General features: G+C 48.7%; 21 protein-coding genes. 13 read left to right on the forward strand and 8 right to left on the reverse strand.

All coding sequences use genetic code 11. From position 1 onward, the window contains the following. Positions 1 to 155 precede the first annotated feature (155 nt). On the forward strand, positions 156 to 1,673 hold the full coding sequence (gene lysS / locus A9587_RS08870; protein ID WP_001295074.1) for a lysine--tRNA ligase: 1,518 nt from the start codon (positions 156 to 158) through the stop codon (positions 1,671 to 1,673). Positions 1,674 to 1,791: 118 nt separating this feature from the next. On the opposite strand, the gene ghoT is transcribed toward lysS, so the two are convergent. The 4 genes from ghoT to yjdI all read right to left on the reverse strand — a co-directional run bounded on the left by ghoT (position 1,792) and on the right by yjdI (position 3,030). Beyond that, positions 1,792 to 1,965, reverse strand: coding sequence for a type V toxin-antitoxin system toxin GhoT (ghoT, locus tag A9587_RS08875; protein ID WP_001173345.1), 174 nt, complete (start codon positions 1,963 to 1,965; stop codon positions 1,792 to 1,794). A 26-nt stretch (positions 1,966 to 1,991) separates the two neighbouring features. Beyond that, positions 1,992 to 2,288 carry a type V toxin-antitoxin system endoribonuclease antitoxin GhoS gene (ghoS, locus tag A9587_RS08880; RefSeq protein ID WP_001517605.1) on the reverse strand — a complete coding sequence of 99 codons (297 nt, stop codon included), beginning with the start codon at positions 2,286 to 2,288 and terminating at the stop codon, positions 1,992 to 1,994. Positions 2,289 to 2,515: 227 nt separating this feature from the next. After that, entirely contained in the window at positions 2,516 to 2,788 is a 273-nt protein-coding gene (locus A9587_RS08885) for a GNAT family N-acetyltransferase (protein WP_000405652.1), read from the reverse strand. A gap of 11 nt (positions 2,789 to 2,799) precedes the next feature. Next, positions 2,800 to 3,030, reverse strand: a complete 231-nt coding sequence (yjdI, locus tag A9587_RS08890; RefSeq protein WP_000371696.1) for a 4Fe-4S mono-cluster protein YjdI — start codon at positions 3,028 to 3,030, stop codon at positions 2,800 to 2,802. 178 nt (positions 3,031 to 3,208) lie between these two features. Here yjdI and A9587_RS08895 point away from each other — a divergent pair, with 178 nt between their 5' ends. From A9587_RS08895 to A9587_RS08920, 5 genes are all read left to right on the forward strand, one after another. After that, positions 3,209 to 4,840, forward strand: coding sequence for a sensor histidine kinase (locus tag A9587_RS08895; RefSeq protein ID WP_038355161.1), 1,632 nt, complete (start codon positions 3,209 to 3,211; stop codon positions 4,838 to 4,840). Continuing rightward, positions 4,837 to 5,556 carry a two-component system response regulator DcuR gene (dcuR, locus tag A9587_RS08900; RefSeq protein WP_000611294.1) on the forward strand — a complete coding sequence of 240 codons (720 nt, stop codon included), beginning with the start codon at positions 4,837 to 4,839 and terminating at the stop codon, positions 5,554 to 5,556. The genes A9587_RS08895 and dcuR overlap by 4 nt, the downstream gene beginning before the upstream one ends. A gap of 569 nt (positions 5,557 to 6,125) precedes the next feature. Continuing rightward, positions 6,126 to 7,466 carry an anaerobic C4-dicarboxylate transporter DcuB gene (gene dcuB / locus A9587_RS08910; RefSeq protein ID WP_000899515.1) on the forward strand — a complete coding sequence of 447 codons (1,341 nt, stop codon included), beginning with the start codon at positions 6,126 to 6,128 and terminating at the stop codon, positions 7,464 to 7,466. 77 nt (positions 7,467 to 7,543) lie between these two features. Beyond that, positions 7,544 to 9,190, forward strand: a complete 1,647-nt coding sequence (gene fumB / locus A9587_RS08915; RefSeq protein ID WP_001517603.1) for a class I fumarate hydratase — start codon at positions 7,544 to 7,546, stop codon at positions 9,188 to 9,190. A gap of 122 nt (positions 9,191 to 9,312) precedes the next feature. Then, entirely contained in the window at positions 9,313 to 9,942 is a 630-nt protein-coding gene (locus tag A9587_RS08920) for a DUF2238 domain-containing protein (protein ID WP_001517602.1), read from the forward strand. A 154-nt stretch (positions 9,943 to 10,096) separates the two neighbouring features. Here A9587_RS08920 and melB read toward each other — a convergent pair whose 3' ends face one another. Both melB and melA read right to left on the reverse strand, forming a co-directional pair. Further along, positions 10,097 to 11,518 carry a melibiose:sodium transporter MelB gene (gene melB, locus A9587_RS08925; protein WP_000028086.1) on the reverse strand — a complete coding sequence of 474 codons (1,422 nt, stop codon included), beginning with the start codon at positions 11,516 to 11,518 and terminating at the stop codon, positions 10,097 to 10,099. A 92-nt stretch (positions 11,519 to 11,610) separates the two neighbouring features. Beyond that, positions 11,611 to 12,966: an alpha-galactosidase gene (gene melA / locus A9587_RS08930; protein WP_000986613.1), complete on the reverse strand. Its 1,356-nt coding sequence runs from the start codon at positions 12,964 to 12,966 to the stop codon at positions 11,611 to 11,613. Between the two features lie 270 nt (positions 12,967 to 13,236). On the opposite strand from melA, the gene melR reads away from it, so the two are divergent. The 7 genes from melR (at position 13,237) to pmrB (ending at position 22,693) form a co-directional block, all read left to right on the forward strand. Further along, positions 13,237 to 14,145 carry a transcriptional regulator MelR gene (gene melR / locus A9587_RS08935; RefSeq protein WP_016249487.1) on the forward strand — a complete coding sequence of 303 codons (909 nt, stop codon included), beginning with the start codon at positions 13,237 to 13,239 and terminating at the stop codon, positions 14,143 to 14,145. 197 nt (positions 14,146 to 14,342) lie between these two features. Next, positions 14,343 to 16,610: an arginine decarboxylase gene (gene adiA, locus A9587_RS08940; protein WP_105263473.1), complete on the forward strand. Its 2,268-nt coding sequence runs from the start codon at positions 14,343 to 14,345 to the stop codon at positions 16,608 to 16,610. Positions 16,611 to 16,944: 334 nt separating this feature from the next. Beyond that, positions 16,945 to 17,706, forward strand: a complete 762-nt coding sequence (locus A9587_RS08945; protein WP_001217088.1) for an AraC family transcriptional regulator — start codon at positions 16,945 to 16,947, stop codon at positions 17,704 to 17,706. A gap of 136 nt (positions 17,707 to 17,842) precedes the next feature. Continuing rightward, entirely contained in the window at positions 17,843 to 19,180 is a 1,338-nt protein-coding gene (gene adiC, locus A9587_RS08950) for an arginine/agmatine antiporter (RefSeq protein ID WP_000093135.1), read from the forward strand. Between the two features lie 103 nt (positions 19,181 to 19,283). After that, positions 19,284 to 20,927 carry a phosphoethanolamine transferase EptA gene (eptA, locus tag A9587_RS08955; protein WP_001517598.1) on the forward strand — a complete coding sequence of 548 codons (1,644 nt, stop codon included), beginning with the start codon at positions 19,284 to 19,286 and terminating at the stop codon, positions 20,925 to 20,927. Continuing rightward, entirely contained in the window at positions 20,924 to 21,592 is a 669-nt protein-coding gene (gene basR, locus A9587_RS08960; protein ID WP_016249486.1) for a two-component system response regulator BasR, read from the forward strand. The genes eptA and basR overlap by 4 nt, the downstream gene beginning before the upstream one ends. Then, positions 21,593 to 22,693, forward strand: a complete 1,101-nt coding sequence (gene pmrB / locus A9587_RS08965; protein ID WP_001052120.1) for a two-component system sensor histidine kinase PmrB — start codon at positions 21,593 to 21,595, stop codon at positions 22,691 to 22,693. Here the strand turns inward: pmrB and pmrR are convergent. Then, on the reverse strand, positions 22,669 to 22,758 hold the full coding sequence (gene pmrR, locus A9587_RS25520) for an LpxT activity modulator PmrR (RefSeq protein WP_001517597.1): 90 nt from the start codon (positions 22,756 to 22,758) through the stop codon (positions 22,669 to 22,671). The genes pmrB and pmrR overlap by 25 nt on opposite strands. Positions 22,759 to 22,886: 128 nt before the next feature. Then, on the reverse strand, positions 22,887 to 24,389 hold the full coding sequence (gene proP, locus A9587_RS08975; protein ID WP_001517596.1) for a glycine betaine/L-proline transporter ProP: 1,503 nt from the start codon (positions 24,387 to 24,389) through the stop codon (positions 22,887 to 22,889). Between the last annotated feature and the right edge of the window lie 130 nt (positions 24,390 to 24,519).

Consider the following 24,519-nt stretch of genomic DNA (forward strand, 5'->3'; position numbering starts at 1 on the left):
CTATTTTTATGATTATTTATTAGTGATATCAACTTGAGGTGAGCGTTGGTTTCGATAAGATAAACTGAGTTATTAATAGTCGAGGCAGATAATACAGTGTACCGATCTGTCTCTTTATCTACGCTAAATTGAAAGCTGGATTTAGAGGAACCAAAATGTCTGAACAAGAAACACGGGGAGCCAATGAGGCTATTGATTTTAATGATGAACTGAGAAATCGTCGCGAAAAACTGGCAGCACTGCGTCAGCAAGGTGTGGCGTTTCCCAATGATTTTCGCCGCGACCATACCTCTGACCAGTTGCACGAGGAATTTGATGCGAAGGATAACCAGGAACTGGAATCCTTAAACATTGAAGTCTCGGTTGCTGGCCGAATGATGACCCGTCGCATCATGGGGAAAGCCTCCTTTGTAACGTTGCAGGATGTAGGTGGCCGTATTCAACTGTACGTTGCGCGAGATAGCCTGCCAGAAGGTGTTTATAACGACCAGTTTAAAAAATGGGATTTGGGTGACATTATCGGCGCACGCGGTACGCTGTTTAAGACACAAACTGGCGAGCTTTCCATTCACTGTACTGAGTTACGCCTGCTGACTAAGGCACTGCGTCCCTTGCCAGATAAATTTCATGGCTTACAGGACCAGGAAGTCCGTTATCGTCAACGTTATCTGGATCTGATCGCTAACGATAAATCCCGTCAAACTTTTGTTGTTCGTTCAAAAATTCTGGCCGCTATCCGCCAGTTCATGGTCGCTCGTGGGTTTATGGAAGTAGAAACCCCGATGATGCAGGTAATTCCAGGTGGGGCATCTGCTCGCCCGTTTATTACCCATCACAATGCTCTTGATTTGGATATGTACCTGCGTATTGCGCCAGAGTTGTATCTGAAACGCCTGGTTGTAGGTGGTTTTGAACGAGTATTCGAAATCAACCGTAACTTCCGTAATGAAGGTATTTCTGTTCGTCATAATCCTGAGTTCACGATGATGGAGCTCTACATGGCGTATGCGGATTACCACGATTTGATTGAACTGACGGAGTCACTGTTCCGCACCCTGGCACAAGAGGTACTGGGTACAACTAAAGTCACTTATGGTGAGCATGTGTTTGATTTTGGCAAACCGTTTGAAAAACTCACCATGCGCGAAGCAATCAAAAAATATCGTCCAGAAACCGATATGGCAGACCTGGATAATTTTGATGCCGCTAAAGCATTAGCCGAATCTATCGGTATTACGGTAGAGAAAAGCTGGGGGCTGGGACGTATTGTCACCGAAATCTTTGATGAAGTGGCAGAAGCACATCTGATTCAGCCAACCTTTATTACTGAGTATCCGGCGGAAGTGTCGCCGCTGGCGCGCCGTAATGATGTTAACCCGGAAATCACCGACCGTTTTGAATTCTTCATCGGTGGTCGTGAAATCGGTAATGGTTTTAGCGAATTAAACGACGCAGAAGATCAGGCAGAACGTTTCCAGGAGCAGGTTAACGCTAAAGCTGCAGGTGACGACGAAGCCATGTTCTACGATGAAGATTACGTTACTGCGCTGGAATATGGTCTGCCGCCAACCGCTGGTTTAGGTATTGGTATCGACCGAATGATTATGCTGTTTACTAACAGTCATACTATCCGCGACGTTATTCTCTTCCCGGCTATGCGCCCACAGAAATAAGTTTTACTTTAATGAACGAAGCAGCCTGGTGACTGCTTCGTTCGTCGTTCCGCAAGTCCAGCTTTGAGGAGAGACGCTTCGTTTCAAGATAACCAGCGGGTCCACTCAACCACAGCTCCTAAAAGAGAGAAAAAAGTAATGCCACGGGCAGGCTCATTGGCCAGGTTATTCCTACCAGGAATGCACTAAGTAAACGAATATGTGTTTTCTCATGTGAGAGAAACCAGATAATGACAAAGGATATGTTCACACCAATCACATAAAAAATTAATATTTTAGAGAATAGTGCCATTTTGAATATCTTCTTATCCTTCCCATCTATTTGTAGAACTGACGGAAATAGTCATCGACTATCATAATGTTGAGGTCAAAATCAATATCTGGTAAGTCTAAGCATTTGAGCCTGATTAAATCTTCAATTTCACTTGCGGCTAATGATGTCGTTATTGCGAAAGCATTCTCATTCAATTGTCGTGGTATTCCATATTCATCAGCAACTATAGAGGAGAAATCCATATCATACATTAACGACCTTAACCTTAAGAAAACTGAGTAATAAGATGATGGATAATCAAAAGAAACAACGTAAGTTTTGAACCTGTTTATACCTTCCATAAAATGACTCCTATCAATATTATACGCCCTGGGGATGCAAAGTTTATTAACCCCGATTGATGATTCTCATATAGGAGATATTCTTTTTTTTTTGCTCAATAGAGGGGATGATTTGGGACAAAAAAACGCTCTCTCTGACCATTATTTGTGCATCCCCCTCCCCTTCAGATACTCTCCTGAATGACGTTACGCAGAACATGAAAATATCATTACTCCACACTCTCCCATCAGTTACGAATATCATCATACTCACGCGTTTTATCAAATTCGTGTTTCGCAAACGGACACAGCGGGATAATTTTTCGTTTCTCCCGGCGCATTTTTTCCACGACTTTTGCCACCAGTTGTTTACCAATCCCCTGCCCTTTCAAACTTTCATCAACATCGGTATGTTCGATAATGGCTAAATTTTCTCCGGTTGGCACAAAGACAATTTCTGCTATTTGCTTTCCCTGCGCATCATTAATATAAAAATTATTATGGCCCTCACGTATTTCCATTTTTCCCTCGCTTATTTATGACGGTATTTCAGTGCGCCACTTGGGCACGTATCAATAACGTTCACTACGGTAGCGACGTCAACTTCATCCGGCATAATCCACGGCTTACGTTTGAGATTAAATAACTTGCCGTTGCCACGTACGCAGTTGCCGGAATGCTGACACATCGCGGTGTTGAACCAGACATCTATCTTTTCGCCGGTATAGCAGCGATAACCATCATCCAGTAGAGCTTGATCCATGACCTTCCCCCATCAAAAGTATGGTTTTCGCTATAAGCATAGCTCCCGAATCGCCAGACGACACTGGCAGTTTCAATGACCAGCTCCTCTGCTCCAAATAGCCAATCCCCCTTACTCCCTTTGAATTACCCGCATCATCAGGGATAATGCTTAGGAAATTTGTCATACAAGGAAGCTGATGAGACATTCACTGCCCTGCCGCATGTTACGCAAACGTCCGATGAAACTCAGTACCACGGTGATCTTAATGGTCAGCGCAGTGCTGTTCTCGGTGTTGCTGGTAGTGCATCTGATTTACTTCTCGCAGATCAGCGATATGACGCGTGACGGACTAGCCAACAAGGCGCTGGCTGTGGCGCGAACCCTTGCTGACTCGCCGGAAATCCGCCAGGGCTTACAAAAAACACCGCAGGAGAGCGGTATCCAGGCCATCGCTGAAGATGTACGCAAACGGAACGATCTGCTGTTTATTGTCATTACCGATATGCAAAGTCTTCGCTACTCACACCCTGAAGCCCCGCGAATTGGTCAGCCATTTAAAGGTGATGACATCCTTAAAGCTTTGAACGGCGAGGAAAATGTTGCTATTAATCACGGTTTTCTGGCGCAAGCCTTACGCGTATTTACCCCTGTCTACGACGAAAATCATAAACAGATCGGCGTGGTGGCGATTGGTCTGGAGTTAAGCCGTGTAACACAGCAGATCAATGACAGCCGCTGGAGCATTATCTGGTCAATTTTATTCGGTGTGCTGGTTGGCGGTCTGGGCACCTGGATACTGGTCAAAGTACTTAAGCGCATCCTGTTCGGCCTGGAACCCTACGAAATCTCTACTCTGTTTGAGCAACGCCAGGCAATGCTGCAATCGATCAAGGAAGGCGTCGTTGCCGTGGACGCTCGTGGCGAAGTCACACTAATTAATGATGCCGCGCAAGAACTGCTCAACTACCACAAATCGCAGGATGACGAAAAGTTATCGACACTTAGTCAGGCATGGTCGCAGGTAGTTGATGTCTCGGAAGTGTTACGCGACGGCACGCCGCGACGAGATGAAGAGGTGACCGTTAAAGACAGACTCTTACTGATCAACACCGTTCCGGTGCGCAGTAATGGCATTATCATCGGAGCCATCTCTACCTTCAGAGACAAAACAGAAGTTCGTAAGCTGATGCAACGGTTGGACGGTCTGGTCAACTATGCCGATGCCCTTCGTGAACGATCCCACGAATTTATGAACAAATTGCACGTGATTCTCGGATTATTGCATCTGAAGAGTTATAAGCAGTTGGAAGATTACATTCTCAAAACAGCCAACAACTATCAGGAAGAGATTGGCTCTCTGCTGGGTAAGATCAAATCTCCGGTTATCGCTGGTTTTTTAATCAGCAAGATTAACCGTGCGACCGATTTAGGCCATACGCTGATTTTAAACAGTGAAAGCCAGTTGCCAGACAGTGGTAGTGAAGATCAGGTCGCGACGCTAATTACCACGCTGGGAAACCTGATAGAAAACGCGCTGGAGGCATTAGGGCCGCAACCTGGTGGCGAAATCAGCGTCACGTTACACTACCGTCACGGCTTGCTGCACTGTGAAATTAACGATGATGGGCCGGGGATTCCCCCCGATAAAATCGATCACATTTTTGACAAAGGTGTCTCGACAAAAGGAAGCGAACGAGGCATCGGTCTGGCACTTGTCAAACAACAGGTTGAAAATCTCGGCGGCAGCATTGCCGTGGAATCAGAACCCGGAATTTTCACACAATTTTTTGTCCAATTACCCTGGGATGGGGAGAGGTCGAGCAAATGATTAATGTATTAATTATCGATGACGACGCAATGGTAGCGGAACTAAATCGCCGCTATGTCGCACAGATACCGGGCTTTCAGTGCTGCGGCACCGCCTCTACGCTTGAGAAAGCCAAAGAGATTATCTTCAACAGCGACACCTCCATCGACCTGATATTACTCGATATCTATATGCAAAAAGAGAATGGACTCGATTTACTGCCCGCCCTGCACAACGCTCACTGCAAAAGCGATGTGATTGTCATCTCTTCCGCTGCCGATGCCGCAACTATTAAAGATTCACTGCATTACGGCGTCGTTGATTACCTGATCAAACCCTTCCAGGCATCACGTTTTGAAGAGGCACTCACCGGCTGGCGACAAAAGAAAATGGCGCTGGAGAAGCAGCAGTATTACGACCAGGCGGAACTGGACCAGCTAATTCATGGCAGTTCATCCAACGAACAGGATACGCGTCGTCTGCCGAAAGGCTTAACGCCACAGACTTTACGCACGCTGTGCCAGTGGATTGACGCTCATCAGGACTATGAGTTTTCAACCGACGAGTTGGCCAACGAGGTTAACATCTCACGCGTTTCATGCCGTAAATATTTGATCTGGCTGGTGAATTGCCACATCTTAGTTACCAGCATCCATTATGGTGTCACTGGTCGTCCGGTTTATCGTTACCGTATTCAGGCAGAGCATTACTCATTACTGAAGCAATATTGTCAATAAAGCGTTATTCGTTATCTGGAAGTAACAATTATTGTAGTAACGCAAACCAGCACTGGCACAAGTTACATCCCCTATCAGTAAAACTTGTGCCAGATCAAATATAATTTCCCTTCTTCAGTCCAGCAAATTAATATCCTTTCGGATAAATAGAGTTTTTAATTTCAAAACGCTAACAAAAGTTAATTAACTATTATGTTACCTGCATTATGTGTATTTTTACCCACAAATAGGTAGATCAGAATAATCTATAAACTTAATGGCATCTTCCTGTAGAACAAAAACAGACTGATAAATATCAACAAGATAGCAAACAAACAAGTCATTAACATCTGCAAAACATAAACGATAAACCCATCGCCAGAGAGTATTTCTCTCTGAAAAAGTCACTTATCACAGTGCATAAATTTTCTGCTGTTTTAATCAGCCAATATTTACTGTGAAGTATTTACTCAAGCCAGTAACGACCAAACGGATATTTAGTCAGGCTCTGAAAACAGTTCATCCAAAACAGAACGTGACTGTGATCTATTCGACAAGAATTTAAATGGGATTATCGCGAGGGTTCACACATGTTATTTACTATCCAACTTATCATAATACTGATATGTCTGTTTTATGGTGCCAGAAAGGGCGGTATCGCGCTGGGGTTATTAGGCGGTATCGGCCTGGTCATTCTGGTCTTCGTCTTCCACCTTCAGCCGGGTAAACCCCCCGTTGATGTAATGCTGGTCATCATCGCGGTGGTGGCGGCATCTGCGACCTTGCAAGCCTCTGGCGGCCTTGACGTCATGCTGCAAATTGCCGAAAAACTGCTGCGCCGCAACCCGAAATATGTCTCCATTGTCGCGCCGTTTGTCACCTGTATACTGACCATTCTTTGCGGTACTGGCCACGTGGTCTACACCATTCTACCGATCATCTATGACGTCGCCATTAAGAACAACATTCGCCCGGAACGCCCGATGGCGGCGAGTTCTATCGGCGCGCAAATGGGAATTATCGCCAGTCCGGTGTCCGTTGCGGTAGTATCACTCGTCGCAATGCTGGGTAACGTCACCTTTGACGGTCGTCATCTTGAATTCCTTGACCTGCTCGCTATCACCATCCCATCTACCTTGTTAGGAATCCTGGCGATCGGTATCTTCAGTTGGTTCCGCGGTAAAGATCTGGATAAAGACGAAGAATTCCAGAAATTCATCTCTGTACCGGAAAACCGTGAGTATGTTTACGGTGATACCGCTACGCTGCTGGATAAAAAACTGCCGAAAAGCAACTGGCTGGCAATGTGGATCTTCCTCGGGGCAATCGCCGTGGTCGCGCTTCTCGGTGCTGATTCAGACCTGCGTCCATCTTTTGGTGGCAAACCGCTATCAATGGTACTGGTTATTCAGATGTTTATGCTGCTGACCGGGGCGCTGATTATTATCCTGACCAAAACCAATCCCGCGTCTATCTCAAAAAACGAAGTCTTCCGTTCCGGTATGATCGCCATCGTGGCGGTGTACGGTATCGCGTGGATGGCGGAAACCATGTTCGGTGCGCATATGTCTGAAATTCAGGGCGTACTGGGCGAAATGGTGAAAGAGTATCCGTGGGCTTATGCCATTGTTCTGTTGCTGGTCTCCAAGTTTGTGAACTCCCAGGCCGCAGCGCTGGCAGCCATTGTTCCGGTTGCACTGGCGATCGGCGTTGACCCGGCATACATCGTGGCTTCAGCACCGGCTTGCTACGGTTATTACATCCTGCCGACCTATCCTAGCGACCTGGCAGCGATTCAGTTTGACCGTTCCGGAACCACCCACATCGGTCGCTTCGTCATCAACCACAGCTTCATTCTGCCAGGGTTGATTGGCGTGAGCGTATCCTGCGTCTTTGGCTGGATCTTCGCCGCGATGTACGGGTTCTTGTAATTGCACTATGCGTGCTGCCCGTCGCTGTGCGGCACGCCATTTTCGTATAACAAATACAGAGTTACAGGCTGGAAGCTATGTCAAACAAACCATTTATCTACCAGGCATCTTTCCCGATGGGGAAAGACAATACCGAATATTATCTGCTCACCTCCGATTACGTCAGCGTTGCCGAATTTGACGGTGAAACCATTCTGAAAGTGGAACCAGAAGCCCTGACCCTGCTGGCGCAGCAAGCCTTCCACGACGCATCTTTCATGCTCCGTCCGGCCCACCAGAAACAGGTTGCGTCTATTCTTAACGACCCAGAAGCCAGCGAAAACGATAAGTATGTGGCGCTGCAATTCTTGAGAAACTCTGAAATCGCTGCCAAAGGCGTGCTGCCGACCTGCCAGGATACCGGCACCGCGATCATTGTCGGTAAAAAAGGTCAGCGCGTATGGACCGGCGGCGGTGATGAAGAAGCCCTGTCAAAAGGTGTCTATAACACCTATATCGAAGATAACCTGCGCTATTCACAGAACGCGCCGCTGGATATGTACAAAGAGGTTAACACCGGCACTAACCTGCCTGCGCAAATCGACCTGTACGCAGTAGATGGCGACGAGTACAAATTCCTCTGCGTTGCCAAAGGTGGCGGCTCTGCCAACAAAACGTATCTCTACCAGGAAACGAAAGCCCTGCTAACCCCCGGCAAACTGAAAAACTTCCTCGTTGAGAAAATGCGCACCCTCGGCACCGCAGCCTGCCCGCCGTACCATATCGCATTTGTGATTGGTGGAACTTCCGCTGAAACCAACCTGAAAACCGTTAAGTTAGCAAGTGCTCACTATTACGATGAACTGCCGACGGAAGGGAACGAACACGGTCAGGCATTCCGCGATGTCCAGCTTGAACAGGAACTACTGGAAGAGGCCCAGAAGCTCGGCCTCGGCGCGCAGTTTGGCGGTAAATACTTCGCCCACGACATCCGCGTGATCCGTCTGCCGCGTCACGGCGCATCCTGCCCGGTAGGTATGGGCGTCTCCTGCTCCGCTGACCGTAACATCAAAGCAAAAATCAACCGCGAAGGTATCTGGATAGAAAAACTGGAGCACAACCCAGGCCAGTACATTCCGGAAGAGCTACGTCAGGCAGGTGAAGGCGAAGCGGTGAAAGTCGACCTTAACCGTCCGATGAAAGAGATCCTCGCCCAGCTTTCGCAGTATCCGGTTTCCACCCGTTTGTCGCTCACCGGCACGATTATCGTTGGTCGCGATATTGCGCACGCTAAGCTGAAAGAACTGATCGACGCCGGTAAAGAACTGCCGCAGTACATCAAAGATCACCCGATCTACTACGCAGGTCCGGCCAAAACGCCTGCTGGTTATCCTTCCGGTTCACTTGGCCCAACTACCGCAGGACGTATGGACTCCTATGTGGATCTGCTGCAATCCCACGGCGGCAGCATGATCATGCTGGCGAAAGGTAACCGCAGTCAGCAGGTCACCGACGCTTGTCATAAACACGGCGGCTTCTACCTCGGCAGCATTGGCGGCCCGGCGGCAGTGCTGGCACAGCAGAGCATTAAGCATCTGGAATGTGTTGCCTATCCGGAGCTGGGTATGGAAGCTATCTGGAAAATCGAAGTGGAAGATTTCCCGGCGTTTATCCTGGTCGATGACAAGGGCAACGACTTCTTCCAGCAGATCGTCAATCAACAGTGCGCGAACTGCACTAAGTAACCTCTTCGGCCCGGCGCCTGGCGGTATACTGCCAGGTGATCCCCCCGGGCCACCTCTTTTGCGATTGTAATTTCACGCTTACTGGTGAATAGTCAGTATTTTCCCTGACTTGCGAACTCACCATGCTCCGCACACTCAAGCCGTTAATTCTTAACACTGGCGCGTTGGCGCTAACATTCATCCTGATTTACACCGGCATTTCGGCTCATGACAAACTGACCTGGTTGATGGAAGTGACGCCAGTGATTATTGTCGTACCGTTGCTGCTTGCCACCGCCAGACGTTATCCATTAACGCCCTTGCTCTATACGCTGATTTTCTTTCACGCCATCATCCTGATGGTTGGCGGTCAGTATACCTACGCAAAAGTTCCCATCGGTTTTGAAGTGCAGGAATGGCTGGGGCTGAGTCGTAATCCGTATGACAAGCTGGGGCACTTTTTTCAGGGGCTGGTGCCTGCACTGGTGGCGCGAGAGATCCTTGTGCGTGGGATGTACGTGCGCGGACGTAAAATGGTAGCGTTTCTGGTCTGCTGCGTGGCGCTGGCGATAAGCGCAATGTATGAATTGGTTGAGTGGTGGGCAGCGTTGGCGATGGGCCAGGGCGCGGATGATTTTCTCGGCACCCAGGGCGACCAGTGGGATACGCAATCCGATATGTTCTGTGCGCTGCTGGGCGCATTAACCGCGGTGATATTCCTCGCTCGCTTTCACTGCCACCAGTTACGGCGCTATGGCTTGATAACCGGATGACAACCTGCGTTTTGTTTATGCCGGATGCGGCGTAAACGCCTTATTCTGCCTACAAAATGTGCAAATTCAATCAATTGAATTTCTTATTGTAGGCCTGATAAGACGCGCCAGCGTCGCATCAGGCAATGTTTTCATTCGCTATTGCCAACGTCCGTCAGGCTTTCACATCGCTCACTGCACCGACCGGAATATCAGCATGAACAGGTACGGGGGGCACTTTACGATATTTATCCAGCAGATGGATCTGGATCCTGCGCAGCGTGTCGCCATTGAGGCGATAGAAACGGAAGTAGAGAATCAGCGTGACCATGAAGAACAGAGCAGGTAGAGCAATCATAATAAACTGCATACCTAATATGGCTTGCGTAGACTGTTCAACATTCGGGACATAGCCAATCATCCCCAACACAACTGCAATGAAAAAAGCCGCAAATGCCGAACCGCCCTTCACCACCATCGTCTGCACGGAATAAGCAATGCTCTCACAGCGGATGTGCAATTTATATTCACCGTAGTCAACGGTATCTGCCACCATGATGACCTGTAATACCCAGAACAGCGCCGTCCCCACATTCAGCAAAATACCGGCTATCACAATAAGAGCGACGTTGTGATAGCCCACTAATGCCATCAACAGAAGAACACCACAGCTTAATACCGGAAGAATAGAGGCTCCGGCCCATAAAATACGTCGGGATAATGATTTAACTAAACGCGGGAAGAACACTAACGTCACCAGGTTAGCTGCTCCCGCATACGACAGGTAATAGGGAAACAGATCCGCATCACCGATAACATACGAGAAATAATAGATAGCAAAGCCGGTGATAATGTTGCTGGCAATATTATAAGCAAGAGCCATTCCCAACAGGCAGGAAAGCTGATCGTTTTTATAAATAAGCGCAATGATGGCTTTTAGTGTCAGGTGTTTTTCTCCGACAGACGATTGATTATCTGACGAAAAGACTTCATGCACATTACGCAGAGTGATGATGGTCGACACAATAAAAAACGCAATCAGCACCAGTGTGAACATCTGAAAGCCAAATCCCCGATCGCCGCCGCCGACATAATTAACAAATGGCAGCGTCACACCTGCCGTAACAAAACCCGCCAGACTGGCAAAAAAGCGCGGATAAGGAACCAGTTGTTCTCGCTCACGTTTATCGAGGGTTATGGTTGGAACCAGTGACCAGAAGGGAATATCCATGATGGTGTAAGTCATGCCCCAAAGAATGTAGGTCACGCAAACAAAGACAATCTGAGTAGTACCTTCAAACAGATGCGCGCTAAAGAGAAGAAATAAGATTACAGAGTTAGCCAACGTACCGATCAGGATCCAGGGCTTAAACTTACCCCATCGCGATCGCGTAGCATTTACAATCCACCCCATAATCGGATCGTTAATAGCATCCCAGATCCTCGCCACCAGAAACAAAGTACCAATCAAACCAACCGACAGCCCGACAACATCGGTGTAGTAATACATCAGGTACATATACACAATGCCGATCGCAAAATCCTTCCCGAACGCTCCAAATCCATAACTAAGTTTTGTCGTCATTGAAATGCTCATAGGGTATCGGGTCGCTGTTACCAACGCCCGCCTTCTGTTATTGGTATCGTCAGAGGTGTGCGCCGGAAGACATACCCCGGCGCAGTAGCGTATTAGCGGTGCAACCAACCGGGTAGCCAGTTGCCGTGGGCGGTAATCAGGTCGTCAACAAGAGCATAAATTTCGTCAATGCTCAGCACAGCGGCGGTGTGCGGATCCATCATCGCGGCGTGGTAAACACGGTCACGATTTTCCGTGAGAATCGCTTCCGTCAGCAGCGTTTGTACGTTGATATTGGTTTGCATCAGTGCTGCCAGATGCGAAGGTAGCGTACCGACTTTAGTCGGCTGAATGCCATTAGCATCAACCAGACAGGCGACTTCCACGCAACATCCTTGCGGCAGGTTATCAATCAGGCCATCGTTACGAACGTTGCCATAAATCACACTCGGTTCACCGGTCCAGATAGCGTTCATGATTGTGCTGGCATATTCCCGCGACGGTTTAATATCAATCCGGGACGCATTCTTATACTCCTCCAGCTCTTTATGCCAGTTCGCCAGTTGCTCAACGCAGCGTTTCGGGTACTCATCCAGCGGCACTTTATAACGTTCAATCAAATCCTCACGGCCTGGCTTAATAAACCACGGCGTATATTCAGCAAAGTGTTCTGATGATTCCGTGACGAAGTAGCCCAGCTTTTTGAACATTTCATAGCGCACAATATTCTGGCAGCGGGGATTACCATGAATATTCGGCTTCGGTGCCTGGCCCGCATCATAGGCTGCCAGCAGTTCCGGATAGAGATTCACGTAACTGCCGTCTGCGGTTTTGCGCTCCAGCTCCAGGTAGAACGCCATATGGTTGATACCTGCACAACGATAACGCAGTGTAGCGGGATCGATATTGAGATCGCGCGCCAGTTCTTCCGCCGTTCCCTGCACCGAATGGCACAACCCTACCTGTTTGATATGCGGATAGCGGGCATACATTGCCCAGGTATTCATCGCCATCGGGTTAACGTAGTTCAGCATGGTGGCGTCGGGGCACACTTCCGTCATGTCCTCACAAATCTGCCACAGATGCGGAATGGTACGCAGCGCGCGCATAATGCCGCCCGGCCCCAACGTGTCGGCAATAGTTTGTTCCAGACCGTGACGCTTACAAACCTCAAAATCGGTGACCGTACAGGGTTCATAACCGCCAATCTGAAATGCCACCACCACGAAATCAGCATCCTGTAAGGCTTCTTTCTGTTGGGTATGACAGGTAATTTTGCCGCTGGCTCCTGCTGAATCCATCAGCTTACGCACCACAATGTGCGACTCTTCCAGGCGGGTGGGATCGATATCCATCAGGGCAATATGCGCCGTTTTCAGCGCCTCGCGATGAAACACATCACCAAGAATATTTTTAACGAAAATCGTCGAACCAGCGCCGATAAAAGTAATTTTGGGTGCAGACATCATTCAGGTCTCCTGGCTTGCTTGAATGATTTCATCATGGCAGGCGATTTCGCAGAAAACCTCCGGCTTCCCCGTTGAGCATTCCCAAAAACTCAGATCCTGGGTTGCTTAGCAGTAAATCTGAGTTTTCGGGAATAAATTGCCTAAAAAACAGAGTAATTAGCCCTTATAAAGCCCTGTCCATTCCTCTCTCTTTACGTTTTGTGTCGTCATTCGCAGTCACCCCTGCCAACTTCTGCCATGATTCTGATAATCCAGGAAAGAGGGCTATCGATGAATACAGACACATTTATGTGCAGCAGTGATGAAAAGCAGACCCGCAGCCCGCTGTCGCTATACTCGGAATATCAGCGGATGGAAATTGAATTTCGCGCGCCGCATGTCATGACCTCCAGCCACTGGCATGGTCAGGTTGAGGTAAATGTGCCTTTCGATGGCGATGTGGAATACCTGATCAACAATGAACACGTAAGTATCAATCAAGGCCATATCACGCTGTTCTGGGCCTGTACGCCGCACCAGCTAACCGATACCGGAACCTGCAAGAGCATGGCAATTTTTAATCTGCCAATGCATTTGTTTCTCTCCTGGCCACTGGATAAAGACCTTATAAACCATGTGACTCACGGCATGGTGATTAAATCACTGGTGGCACAGCAACTTAGTCCGTTTGAAGTACGCCGCTGGCAGCAGGAGTTGAACAACCCAAACGAGCAAATCCGCCAGCTCGCCATTGATGAAATTGGCCTGATGCTCAAGCGATTTAGCCTCTCCGGCTGGGAGCCTATTCTGGTCAATAAAACTTCGCGCACGCACAAAAATAGCGTCTCGCGCCATGCGCAGTTTTATGTCAGCCAGATGCTGGGCTTTATTGCGGATAACTATGATCAGGCGCTGACCATCAACGATGTGGCCGAGCACGTCAAACTTAATGCCAATTATGCAATGGGGATATTTCAGCGGGTCATGCAGTTGACGATGAAACAGTACATTACTGCGATGCGCATCAACCACGTTCGCGCATTACTGAGCGATACCGATAAAAGTATTCTCGATATTGCACTGACGGCAGGCTTTCGTTCGAGTAGTCGTTTTTACAGCACGTTCGGCAAATATGTCGGCATGTCGCCGCAACAATACCGAAAACTTAGCCAACAACGCCGCCAGATGCTTCCCGGCTAAAAACGATATCAGTATCAGCCAAAAAAATAATTTAGCTGTCGATAATAAACATTGAAAATTAATTAAAAAATTAATTTAAACTTTTGTTTATAATATAAAAATTTTAAAAACGCTTGTTTTTCAATCACTTTACAGCCTGAAATGCCCGGAAGATACTTGCCCGCAGCGAAGATTCCTTCACAACCGGGTAAGCAATGATGAAAGTATTAATTGTTGAAAGCGAGTTTCTACATCAGGACACCTGGGTCGGTAGCGCCGTTGAGCGTCTGGCAAATGCCTTGAGCCAACAAAATGTTACCGTGATTAAATCCACCTCCTTTGATGATGGCTTTGCCATTCTCTCTTCAAATGAAGCCATTGATTGTCTGATGTTCAGTTATCAAATGGAGCATCCGGACGAACACCAAAATGTCAGAGAATTGATCGGTAAGCTTCATGAGCGTCAGCAAAATGTGCCGGTATTCCTGTTAGGCGACCGGGAAAAATCAATCGCCGCGCTGGATCGCGATCTGCTGGAGCTTGTCGATGAATTCGCCTGGATTCTGGAAGATACCGCTGACTTTATCGCCGGACGCGCCATCGCAGCGATGTCCCGCTACCGCCAACAGCTATTGCCGCCACTGTTCAGCGCGCTGATGAAATATAGCGACATCCATGAGTACTCCTGGGCCGCGCCAGGTCACCAGGGCGGTGTTGGCTTCACTAAAACCCCCGCCGGACGTTTCTACCATGACTACTATGGTGAAAACCTGTTCCGCACCGACATGGGCATCGAACGAACTTCCCTCGGTTCTTTACTTGACCATACTGGCGCATTTGGCGAAAGCGAAAAATATGCCGCGCGCGTATTTGGTGCCGACCACTCCTGGTCAGTCGTCGTCGGCACTTCAGGGTCTAACCGCACCATCATGCAAGCCTGCATGACAGATAACGACGTGGTTGTTGTTGACCGTAACTGCCACAAATCCATCGAACAAGGTTTAATGCTGACTGGCGCGAAACCGGTATACATGGTGCCAAGCCGCAACCGCTACGGCATTATCGGGCCAATCTATCCGCAGGAAATGCAGCCTGAAACCTTGCAGAAGAAAATCAGCGAAAGCCCGCTGACCAAAGACAAAGTCGGGCAAAAACCCTCTTACTGCGTGGTAACCAACTGCACCTATGACGGCGTATGCTATAACGCCAAAGACGCGCAGGATCTGCTGGAAAAAACCGCCGATCGTCTGCACTTCGACGAAGCCTGGTACGGTTACGCACGTTTTAATCCGATCTATGCCGATCACTACGCGATGCGCGGTGAGCCGGGTGATCACAGCGGTCCTACCGTTTTCGCCACCCACTCCACTCATAAACTGCTGAATGCACTGTCGCAGGCGTCTTATATTCATGTACGTGAAGGCCGCGGCGCGATTAACTTCTCCCGCTTTAATCAGGCATACATGATGCATGCCACCACTTCCCCGCTATATGCCATCTGCGCGTCAAACGATGTGGCTGTATCAATGATGGACGGCAACAGCGGCCTGTCGCTGACTCAGGAAGTGATCGACGAAGCGGTCGATTTCCGCCAGGCAATGGCACGGTTGTATAAAGAGTTTGCTGACGAAGGTAGTTGGTTCTTTAAGCCGTGGAATAAAGAAGTGGTTACCGATCCGGAAACCGGCAAAACCTATGACTTTGCCGACGCACCGCACAAACTGCTGACCACCGTTCAGGACTGCTGGGTAATGCATCCGGGCGAAAGCTGGCACGGCTTCAAAGATATTCCGGATAACTGGAGTATGCTTGACCCGATTAAAGTCAGCATCCTCGCTCCGGGGATGGGTGAAGACGGTGAACTGGAAGAAACCGGTGTTCCGGCAGCACTGGTTACCGCATGGCTGGGTCGCCACGGCATTGTGCCCACCCGTACCACCGACTTCCAGATTATGTTCCTGTTCTCAATGGGCGTAACCCGTGGGAAATGGGGAACGCTGGCTAACACCCTCTGTTCCTTCAAACGCCACTACGACGCTAACACCCCGCTGGCTCAGGTAATGCCGGAACTTGTTGAACAATATCCTGACACTTATGCGAACATGGGTATTCACGATCTGGGCGACAAAATGTTTGCCTGGCTGAAAGAAAACAATCCTGGCGCACGATTGAACGAAGCCTATTCCGGCCTGCCGGTGGCAGAAATCACTCCGCGCGAAGCATACAACGCAATTGTCGATAACAACGTTGAACTGGTATCCATTGAAAACCTGCCGGGACGTATTGCGGCGAACTCAGTCATCCCATATCCGCCCGGGATCCCAATGCTGCTTTCCGGTGAAAACTTTGGCGATAAAAACAGCCCACAAGTAAGCTATTTACGCTCACTGCAATCCTGGGATCATCATTTCCCTAGTTTTGAACACGAAACGGAAGGCACCGAAATTATTGACGGTATTTACCACGTAATGTGTGTGAAAGCGTAACCACTATTCCGCTGAAGGCGTAATTGTTTAAATAACATTACGCCGCCTGGCCTGAGGCCTTTTGAGTATGGCAACGTTTTCATAAAAATTGCTGCAAACAAAAATGTCATACTTTTTGCGCGGTCCCACCCCGCGCTTTTTTTGTTTGTTATTTACACTTCTTCACTCTGTAAAAATTTTTGTACATGAGAAATTACTATAAAAATTTGTAATATTAGCAAAACACGTTATTTTTATGCATGTTTTGATTCGTCATACAATTATATAACCAGTCCCCGGTATCTCTCTATGTTGGCGAGATCCACTATTTTCTTTGCATTTCAGGAGTACATGTATGAGGATTTGCAGCAACCAACCTTGTATAGTTTTATTAACTGAAAAAGATGTCTGGCTAAGAGTGAATGGGAAAGAACCTATAAGTTTGAAAGCTAACCATATAACGTTATTAAGTTGTGAAAACAATATTATCGACGTCTCCTCTCTGAATAACACTTTGGTTGCGTATATTAGCCTCGACATCATCAAAGATTATCTCCGTTTTCTGAATAAAGATCTCTCGAAAATACCGGTCTGGCAGCGTAGCGCCACGCCTTTTATTTCCCTGTCATGCCTGACACCAGAGGTGTTTCGCGTCGCTGCGCAACACAGCATAATGCCCGCTGAAACAGAGTCGGAAAAGGAACGAACACGTGCATTATTATTCACTGTACTATCTCGTTTTCTCGACAGTAAAAAATTCCTTTCACTGCTAATGCATATGTTACGTAATTGTGTTAGCGACAGCGTTTATCAAATCATTGAAAGCGATATCCATAAAGACTGGAATCTTAGTATGGTAGCCAGTTGTTTATGCCTTAGCCCAAGTTTGTTAAAGAAAAAGCTGAAAAGCGAAAACACCAGTTATAGCCAAATAATAACCACCTGCCGGATGCGTTATGCCGTAAATGAATTAATGATGGATGGTAAAAATATCTCACAGGTGTCACAGTCCTGTGGCTACAACAGTACGTCTTACTTTATTTCTGTATTTAAAGATTTCTATGGCATGACCCCACTCCATTATGTTAGCCAGCATAGAGAACGTTCTATCGCCTGATTTATAACCTTAACGAAGAGATATATTAATAACAGCATCAGCGATAAGCCAGCCGACGATAATTCAACGCGCGAATGCAGGCGTATGATATGACGTAATTTATTGTCACGAAGCTCGCCTTCGCAGGAGTTTTATTATGTCTTCGGATGCTGATGCTCACAAAGTGGGCTTAATCCCCGTCACCCTAATGGTGTCGGGGAATATTATGGGGTCAGGTGTTTTTCTGTTACCTGCAAATCTGGCCTCGACGGGGGGGATTGCTATATATGGTTGGCTGGTGACAATTATCGGTGCTTTGGCTTTATCGATGGTTTACGCCAAAATGTCGTTCCTCGATCCCAGCCCTGGCGGTTCATATGCCTACGCGCGCCGCTGTTTTGGTCCTTTCCTCGGGTATCAAACTAACGTTCTCTACTGGCTGGCCTGCTGGATCGGCAATATTGCTATGGTGGTCATTGGCGTCGGCTACCTGAGCTATTTCTTCCCGGTACTGAAAGATCCGTTGGTATTAACTATCACCTGTGTTGTGGTGCTGTGGATCTTCGTTCTGCTTAATATCGTCGGGCCGAAAATGATTACCCGCGTGCAGGCCATCGCCACTGTACTGGCGCTGATCCCCATCGTCGGGATTGCCGTATTCGGCTGGTTCTGGTTCCACGGAGAAACCTATATGGCGGCCTGGAACGTTAGCGGTCTGGGCACTTTCGGCGCAATTCAAAGCACCTTAAACGTAACGCTGTGGTCATTTATCGGGGTAGAAAGTGCTTCTGTTGCAGCGGGTGTAGTGAAAAACCCGAAACGCAACGTCCCTATTGCCACCATTGGTGGGGTACTGATTGCTGCCGTCTGCTATGTGCTCTCGACCACGGCAATTATGGGGATGATCCCGAATGCCGCACTGCGCGTTTCCGCCTCGCCATTCGGTGATGCTGCACGGATGGCGCTGGGTGATACCGCAGGAGCCATTGTCTCCTTCTGTGCGGCGGCTGGTTGCCTGGGTTCGCTCGGCGGCTGGACGTTACTGGCTGGACAAACGGCGAAAGCCGCTGCCGATGACGGTTTGTTCCCACCGATTTTTGCCCGCGTCAACAAAGCAGGCACACCGGTAGCCGGGTTGATTATCGTTGGTATCCTGATGACTATCTTCCAGTTCAGCAGCATCTCACCAAACGCAACCAAAGAGTTCGGTCTGGTCTCTTCCGTATCGGTTATCTTTACCCTGGTGCCTTATCTTTATACCTGTGCAGCTTTACTGCTTTTAGGCCACGGTCACTTTGGCAAAGCGCGTCCGGCGTATCTGGTCATCACAACTATCGCCTTCCTTTATTGCATCTGGGCGGTGGTTGGTTCTGGTGCACAAGAAGTCATGTGGTCATTTGTCACTCTGATGGTGATCACCGCTATGTACACGCTGAACTACAACCGGCTGCATAAAAACCCGTATCCTTTAGATCCACCCATTAGCAAAGATTAAGCCTCCTTAATCCAGCAAACATAAAAGCCAACCTTAAGAACTTAAGGTTGGCTTAACTTTGCTTTGCGAGCATATGCGCACTTTGTTCGATGGAAACACCGTGATGTTAAAGCGCCTTTTAAAAAGACCCTCTTTGAATTTACTCGCCTGGCTATTGCTGGCCTCTTTTTATATTGCTATCTGCCTGAACATTGCCTTTTTTAAACAGGTGTTACAGGCGTTACCGCTGGATTCGCTGCATAACGTGCTGGTTTTCTTGTCGATGCCAGTCGTCGCGTTCAGCGTGATTAATATTGTTCTGACACTAGGCTCTTTCTTATGGCTTAATCGACCACTAGCCTGTCTGTTTATTCTCGTTGGCGCATCTGCGCAATATTTCATCATGACTTATGGCATCGTCATCGACCGTTCGATGATTGCCAATATCATTGATACCACACCGGCGGAAAGTTATGCGTTGATGACGCCACGCATGTTACTAACGCTAGGGTTAAGCGGCGTACTTGCTGCGCTGATTGCCTGCTGGATAAAAATCAAACCTGCTGCCTCGCGCCTGCGCAGTGTTCTTTTCCGTGGAGCCAGTATCCTGATATCTGTACTGCTGATTGTGCTGGTTGCCGTGCTTTTTTATAAAGACTACGCCTCGCTGTTTCGCAACAACAAAGAGCTGGTGAAATCTTTAAGCCCCTCCAACAGCATTGTTGCCAGTTGGTCATGGTATTCCCACCAGCGACTGGCAAATCTGCCACTGGTACGCATTGGTGAGGACGCACACCGCAACCCGTTAATGCAAAAAGGAAACCGGAAAAACCTGACCATTTTGATCGTCGGGGAAACCTCGCGGGCGGAGAATTTCTCACTCAATGGCTACCCGCGTGAAACCAACCCGCGACTGGCGAAAGATAACGTGATCTATTTTCCTAATACTGCGTCTTGCGGCACAGCAACGGCTGTCTCCGTACCGTGCATGTTCTCAGATATGCCGCGCGAGCATTACAAAGAAGAGCTGGCACAACACCAGGAAGGCGTGCTGGATATCATTCAGCGGGCAGGCATCAACGTACTATGGAATGACAACGATGGCGGCTGCAAAGGCGCATGTGACCGCGTGCCTCATCAGAACGTCACTGCCCTGAACTTACCCGGTCAGTGCATCAACGGCGAATGCTATGACGAAGTGCTGTTCCACGGACTGGAGGAGTACATCAATAATCTGCAAGGCGATGGGGTGATTGTCTTACACACCATCGGCAGCCACGGCCCGACCTATTACAACCGCTATCCACCGCAGTTCAGGAAATTTACTCCCACCTGCGACACCAACGAGATCCAGACCTGTTCCAAAGAGCAACTGGTCAATACTTACGACAATACGTTGCTCTACGTCGACTATATTGTTGATAAAGCGATTAATCTGCTGAAAGAACATCAGGATAAATTTACCACCAGCCTGATTTATCTTTCTGACCACGGTGAATCGTTAGGTGAAAATGGCATCTATCTACACGGCTTGCCTTATAGCATCGCCCCGGATAGCCAAAAGCAGGTTCCGATGCTGCTGTGGTTGTCGGAGGATTATCAAAAACGGTATCAGGTTGATCAAAGCTGCCTGCAAAAACAAGCACAAACGCAGCACTATTCACAGGACAATTTATTCTCAACCCTGTTGGGATTAACCGGCGTCGAGACGAAGTATTATCAAGCCGCGGATGATATTCTGCAGGCATGCAGGAGAACGACTGAATGAAAATTCTAATTGTTGAAGACGATACACTGTTATTGCAGGGATTGATTCTGGCGGCACAAACTGAAGGCTACGCGTGTGATGGCGTCACGACCGCGCGGATGGCGGAACAAAGCCTGGAAGCCGGTCATTACAGCCTGGTGGTGCTGGATTTAGGTTTACCCGACGAAGATGGACTGCATTTTCTCGCTCGTATCCGGCAGAAAAAATACACCCTGCCGGTACTGATCCTCACCGCCCGCGACACGCTTACCGACAAAATCGCCGGGCTGGATGTCGGTGCCGACGACTATCTGGTGAAGCCTTTCGCGCTGGAAGAGTTGCACGCCCGCATCCGCGCCCTGCTGCGGCGCCATAATAATCAGGGCGAAAGCGAGCTGAAGGTTGGCAACCTGATGCTGAATATGGGTCGCCGTCAGGTATGGATGGGCGGTGAAGAGCTGATCCTGACACCAAAAGAATATGCCCTGCTGTCGCGCCTGATGCTCAAGGCGGGTAGTCCGGTGCATCGGGAAATTCTCTACAACGACATTTACAACTGGGACAACGAACCCTCAACGAATACCCTGGAAGTGCATATCCATAACTTGCGCGACAAAGTGGGCAAAGCCCGTATCCGCACCGTGCGCGGCTTTGGCTATATGCTGGTCGCTAATGAGGAAAACTAATTGAACCTGATGCGTTTTCTGCGTCGACCAATATCGCTGCGTCAACGGCTGATATTAACCATTGGGGCAATTCTGCTGGTGTTTGAGCTGATCAGCGTTTTCTGGCTATGGCATGAAAGCACCGAGCAGATTCAGCTATTTGAGCAGGCGCTGCGCGACAATCGCAACAACGATCGCCACATCATGCGTGAAATCCGTGAGGCGGTCGCCAGTCTGATTGTTCCTGGCGTGTTTATGGTCAGTCTGACGCTGTTTATCTGCTATCAGGCGGTACTTCGCATCACCCGCCCACTGGCGGAACTGCAAAAAGAGCTGGAAGCGCGTACCGCCGACAACCTGACACCTATTGCTATTCACAGTGCCACCCTCGAAATCGAAGCGGTAGTTTCTGCATTGAACGATCTGGTCAGTCGCCTGACCAGCACGCTGGATAACGAACGGCTGTTTACCGCTGACGTCGCTCACGAACTACGAACGCCGCTGGCAGGGGTACGTTTGCATCTGGAGTTAATGGCGAAAACGCACAACATTGACGTAGCGCCGTTAGTCGCGCGGCTCGATCAGATGATGGCCAGCGTCTCCCAGTTGTTACAACTGGCGCGCGCCGGACAGTCATTCTCTTCGGGTAATTACCAGCATGTAAAGTTGCTGGATGATGTGATCCTGCCCTCCTATGACGAACTCAGCACCATGCTCGACCAGCGTCAGCAAACCTTGCTGTTGCCAGAAAGCGCCGCCGACATCACTGTCCAGGGCGACGCCACTCTACTACGCATGTTGTTGCGTAACCTGGTAGAAAACGCCCATCGCTATAGTCCCGAAGGCAGCAACATTATGATTAAACTGCAAGAAGATGGCGGTGCGGTAATGGCAGTTGAAGATGAAGGGCCTGGTATTGATGAGAGTAAATGCGGAGAGTTGAGCAAAGCGTTTGTACGGATGGACAGCCGTTATGGCGGAATTGGTCTGGGATTAAGTATTGTCAGCCGCATCACGCAGTTGCATCACGGGCAGTTTTTCCTGCAAAACCGGGAAGAGACTTCCGGCACGCGCGCCTGGATACGGCTGAAGAAAGATCAATACGTGGCAAACCAAATATAAAGAAAGCTGCTTACTACCAGCACGCTAAACACGGTAGTTAAACTTTCATAAATACGGTTTTTCATTGCACTCTCCTCCATTGAACTGGAGGAGAGTATGCACGCCAGAGATTAAGTGAACCTTAAGAGTCGGGTCAGACCGATTGGGGGCCTGATAAGACGCGACAGCGTCGCATCAGGTAATCCATTTCAGGTTACTCATCAATTCGCGGATGTTGCTGTACCAGGCGAGTGCGTTTCGCCTGCAAATCGGCAATCTCGTGGTCAATATCTTCGATTTTTTGCTCGATATTATCGTAATGCTCAACGAGAATTTCCTTCGCTTCCTGCAAATCTGACGCCGCCGGTGTCGCGCCTTTCAACGGACGATTCGCCGTCTCTTTCATGGTCACGCCGGTAATCAAACCAATCACCGCCACTACCATCAGGTAATACGCTGGCATCATCAGATCCTGCGAACTTTCTACCAACCATGCCGCCAGCGTTGGCGTCAGACCGGCAATCAGCACCGAAATATTAAATGCCGCCGCCAGCGCGCTGTAACGGATATGCGTCGGGAACATCGCTGGCAGCGTTGAGGCCATAACGCCCGTAAAACAGTTGAGGATCACTGCCAGCATCAACAGTCCGGCAAAAATCAGACCGATGATATTACTGTTAATCAGAATAAACGCCGGGATCGCCAGTGCAAACAGCGCAACACTACCGAGGATCACAAACGGGCGACGGCCAAAACGGTCACTCAGCAGGCCCATTACCGGCTGCACAAACAACATCCCGATCATAATGGCGATAATAATCAGCACCCCGTGATCTTCGGAGTAATGCAGGTTATGCGACAAATAACTTGGCATATAGGTCAGCAGCATGTAGTAAGTCACGTTAGTGGCTATCACCAGACCAATACACGTCAACAGGCTGCGCCAGTGCTTCGTGGCAATCTCTTTAAACGAGATTTTCGGGCCATCCTGCAAACCTTCGCGGTCGCCCTGTTCCAGTTTCTCAACATGTTGCTGGAACGCTGGTGTCTCTTCTAAAGCATGACGTAGATAAAGTCCGATAATCCCTAACGGCAGAGCGATAAAGAACGGAATACGCCAGCCCCAGTCGAGGAAGTTCTCTTCACCGACGATAGTAGAAATTAACACCACCACACCCGCGCCCAGAACAAACCCGGCAATAGAACCGAAATCCAGCCAGCTACCCATAAAGCCACGTTTGCGGTCAGGAGAGTATTCCGCAACAAATATCGATGCTCCGGTATATTCGCCGCCGACCGAGAAACCTTGCGCCATCTTACAAATCAACAGCAGAACCGGTGCCCAAATACCAATCGAGGCATAGGACGGTATCAATCCAATACAGAATGTACTGATCGACATAATCACAATGGTGATAGCGAGGATCTTCTGGCGACCATATTTATCGCCCAACATACCAAAGAAGAGCCCGCCAAGCGGTCGAATCAGAAAGGGAACGGAGAAGGTGGCAAGTGCAGCAACCATCTGCACGCTGGGATCAGCCCCAGGGAAAAAGACTTTACCTAATGCGTAAGCAACAAAACCATAAACACCAAAATCAAACCATTCCATTGCATTACCCAGCGATGCTGCAGTAATGGCTTTTCGCAGTTTACCGTCATCAATAATAGTGACATCACGAAGGGTTATCGGTTTTACTTTTTTCCTTTTCAGCATAGCTTTCCTCGCAGAGTAAGCCCATTTCCGCACACGTCAGGCAAATCGACGTGGCGCCCGCAAAAGGGGAGCGGGAATTGCAGGGTGCAATCTCTGTAACAAGCGTAGCGGGTTTATTTACACGTTCTGA

Origin of the sequence: Escherichia sp. MOD1-EC6162, assembly GCF_002965125.1 — a bacterium.
In the GTDB taxonomy this organism is placed as follows: domain Bacteria; phylum Pseudomonadota; class Gammaproteobacteria; order Enterobacterales; family Enterobacteriaceae; genus Escherichia; species Escherichia marmotae.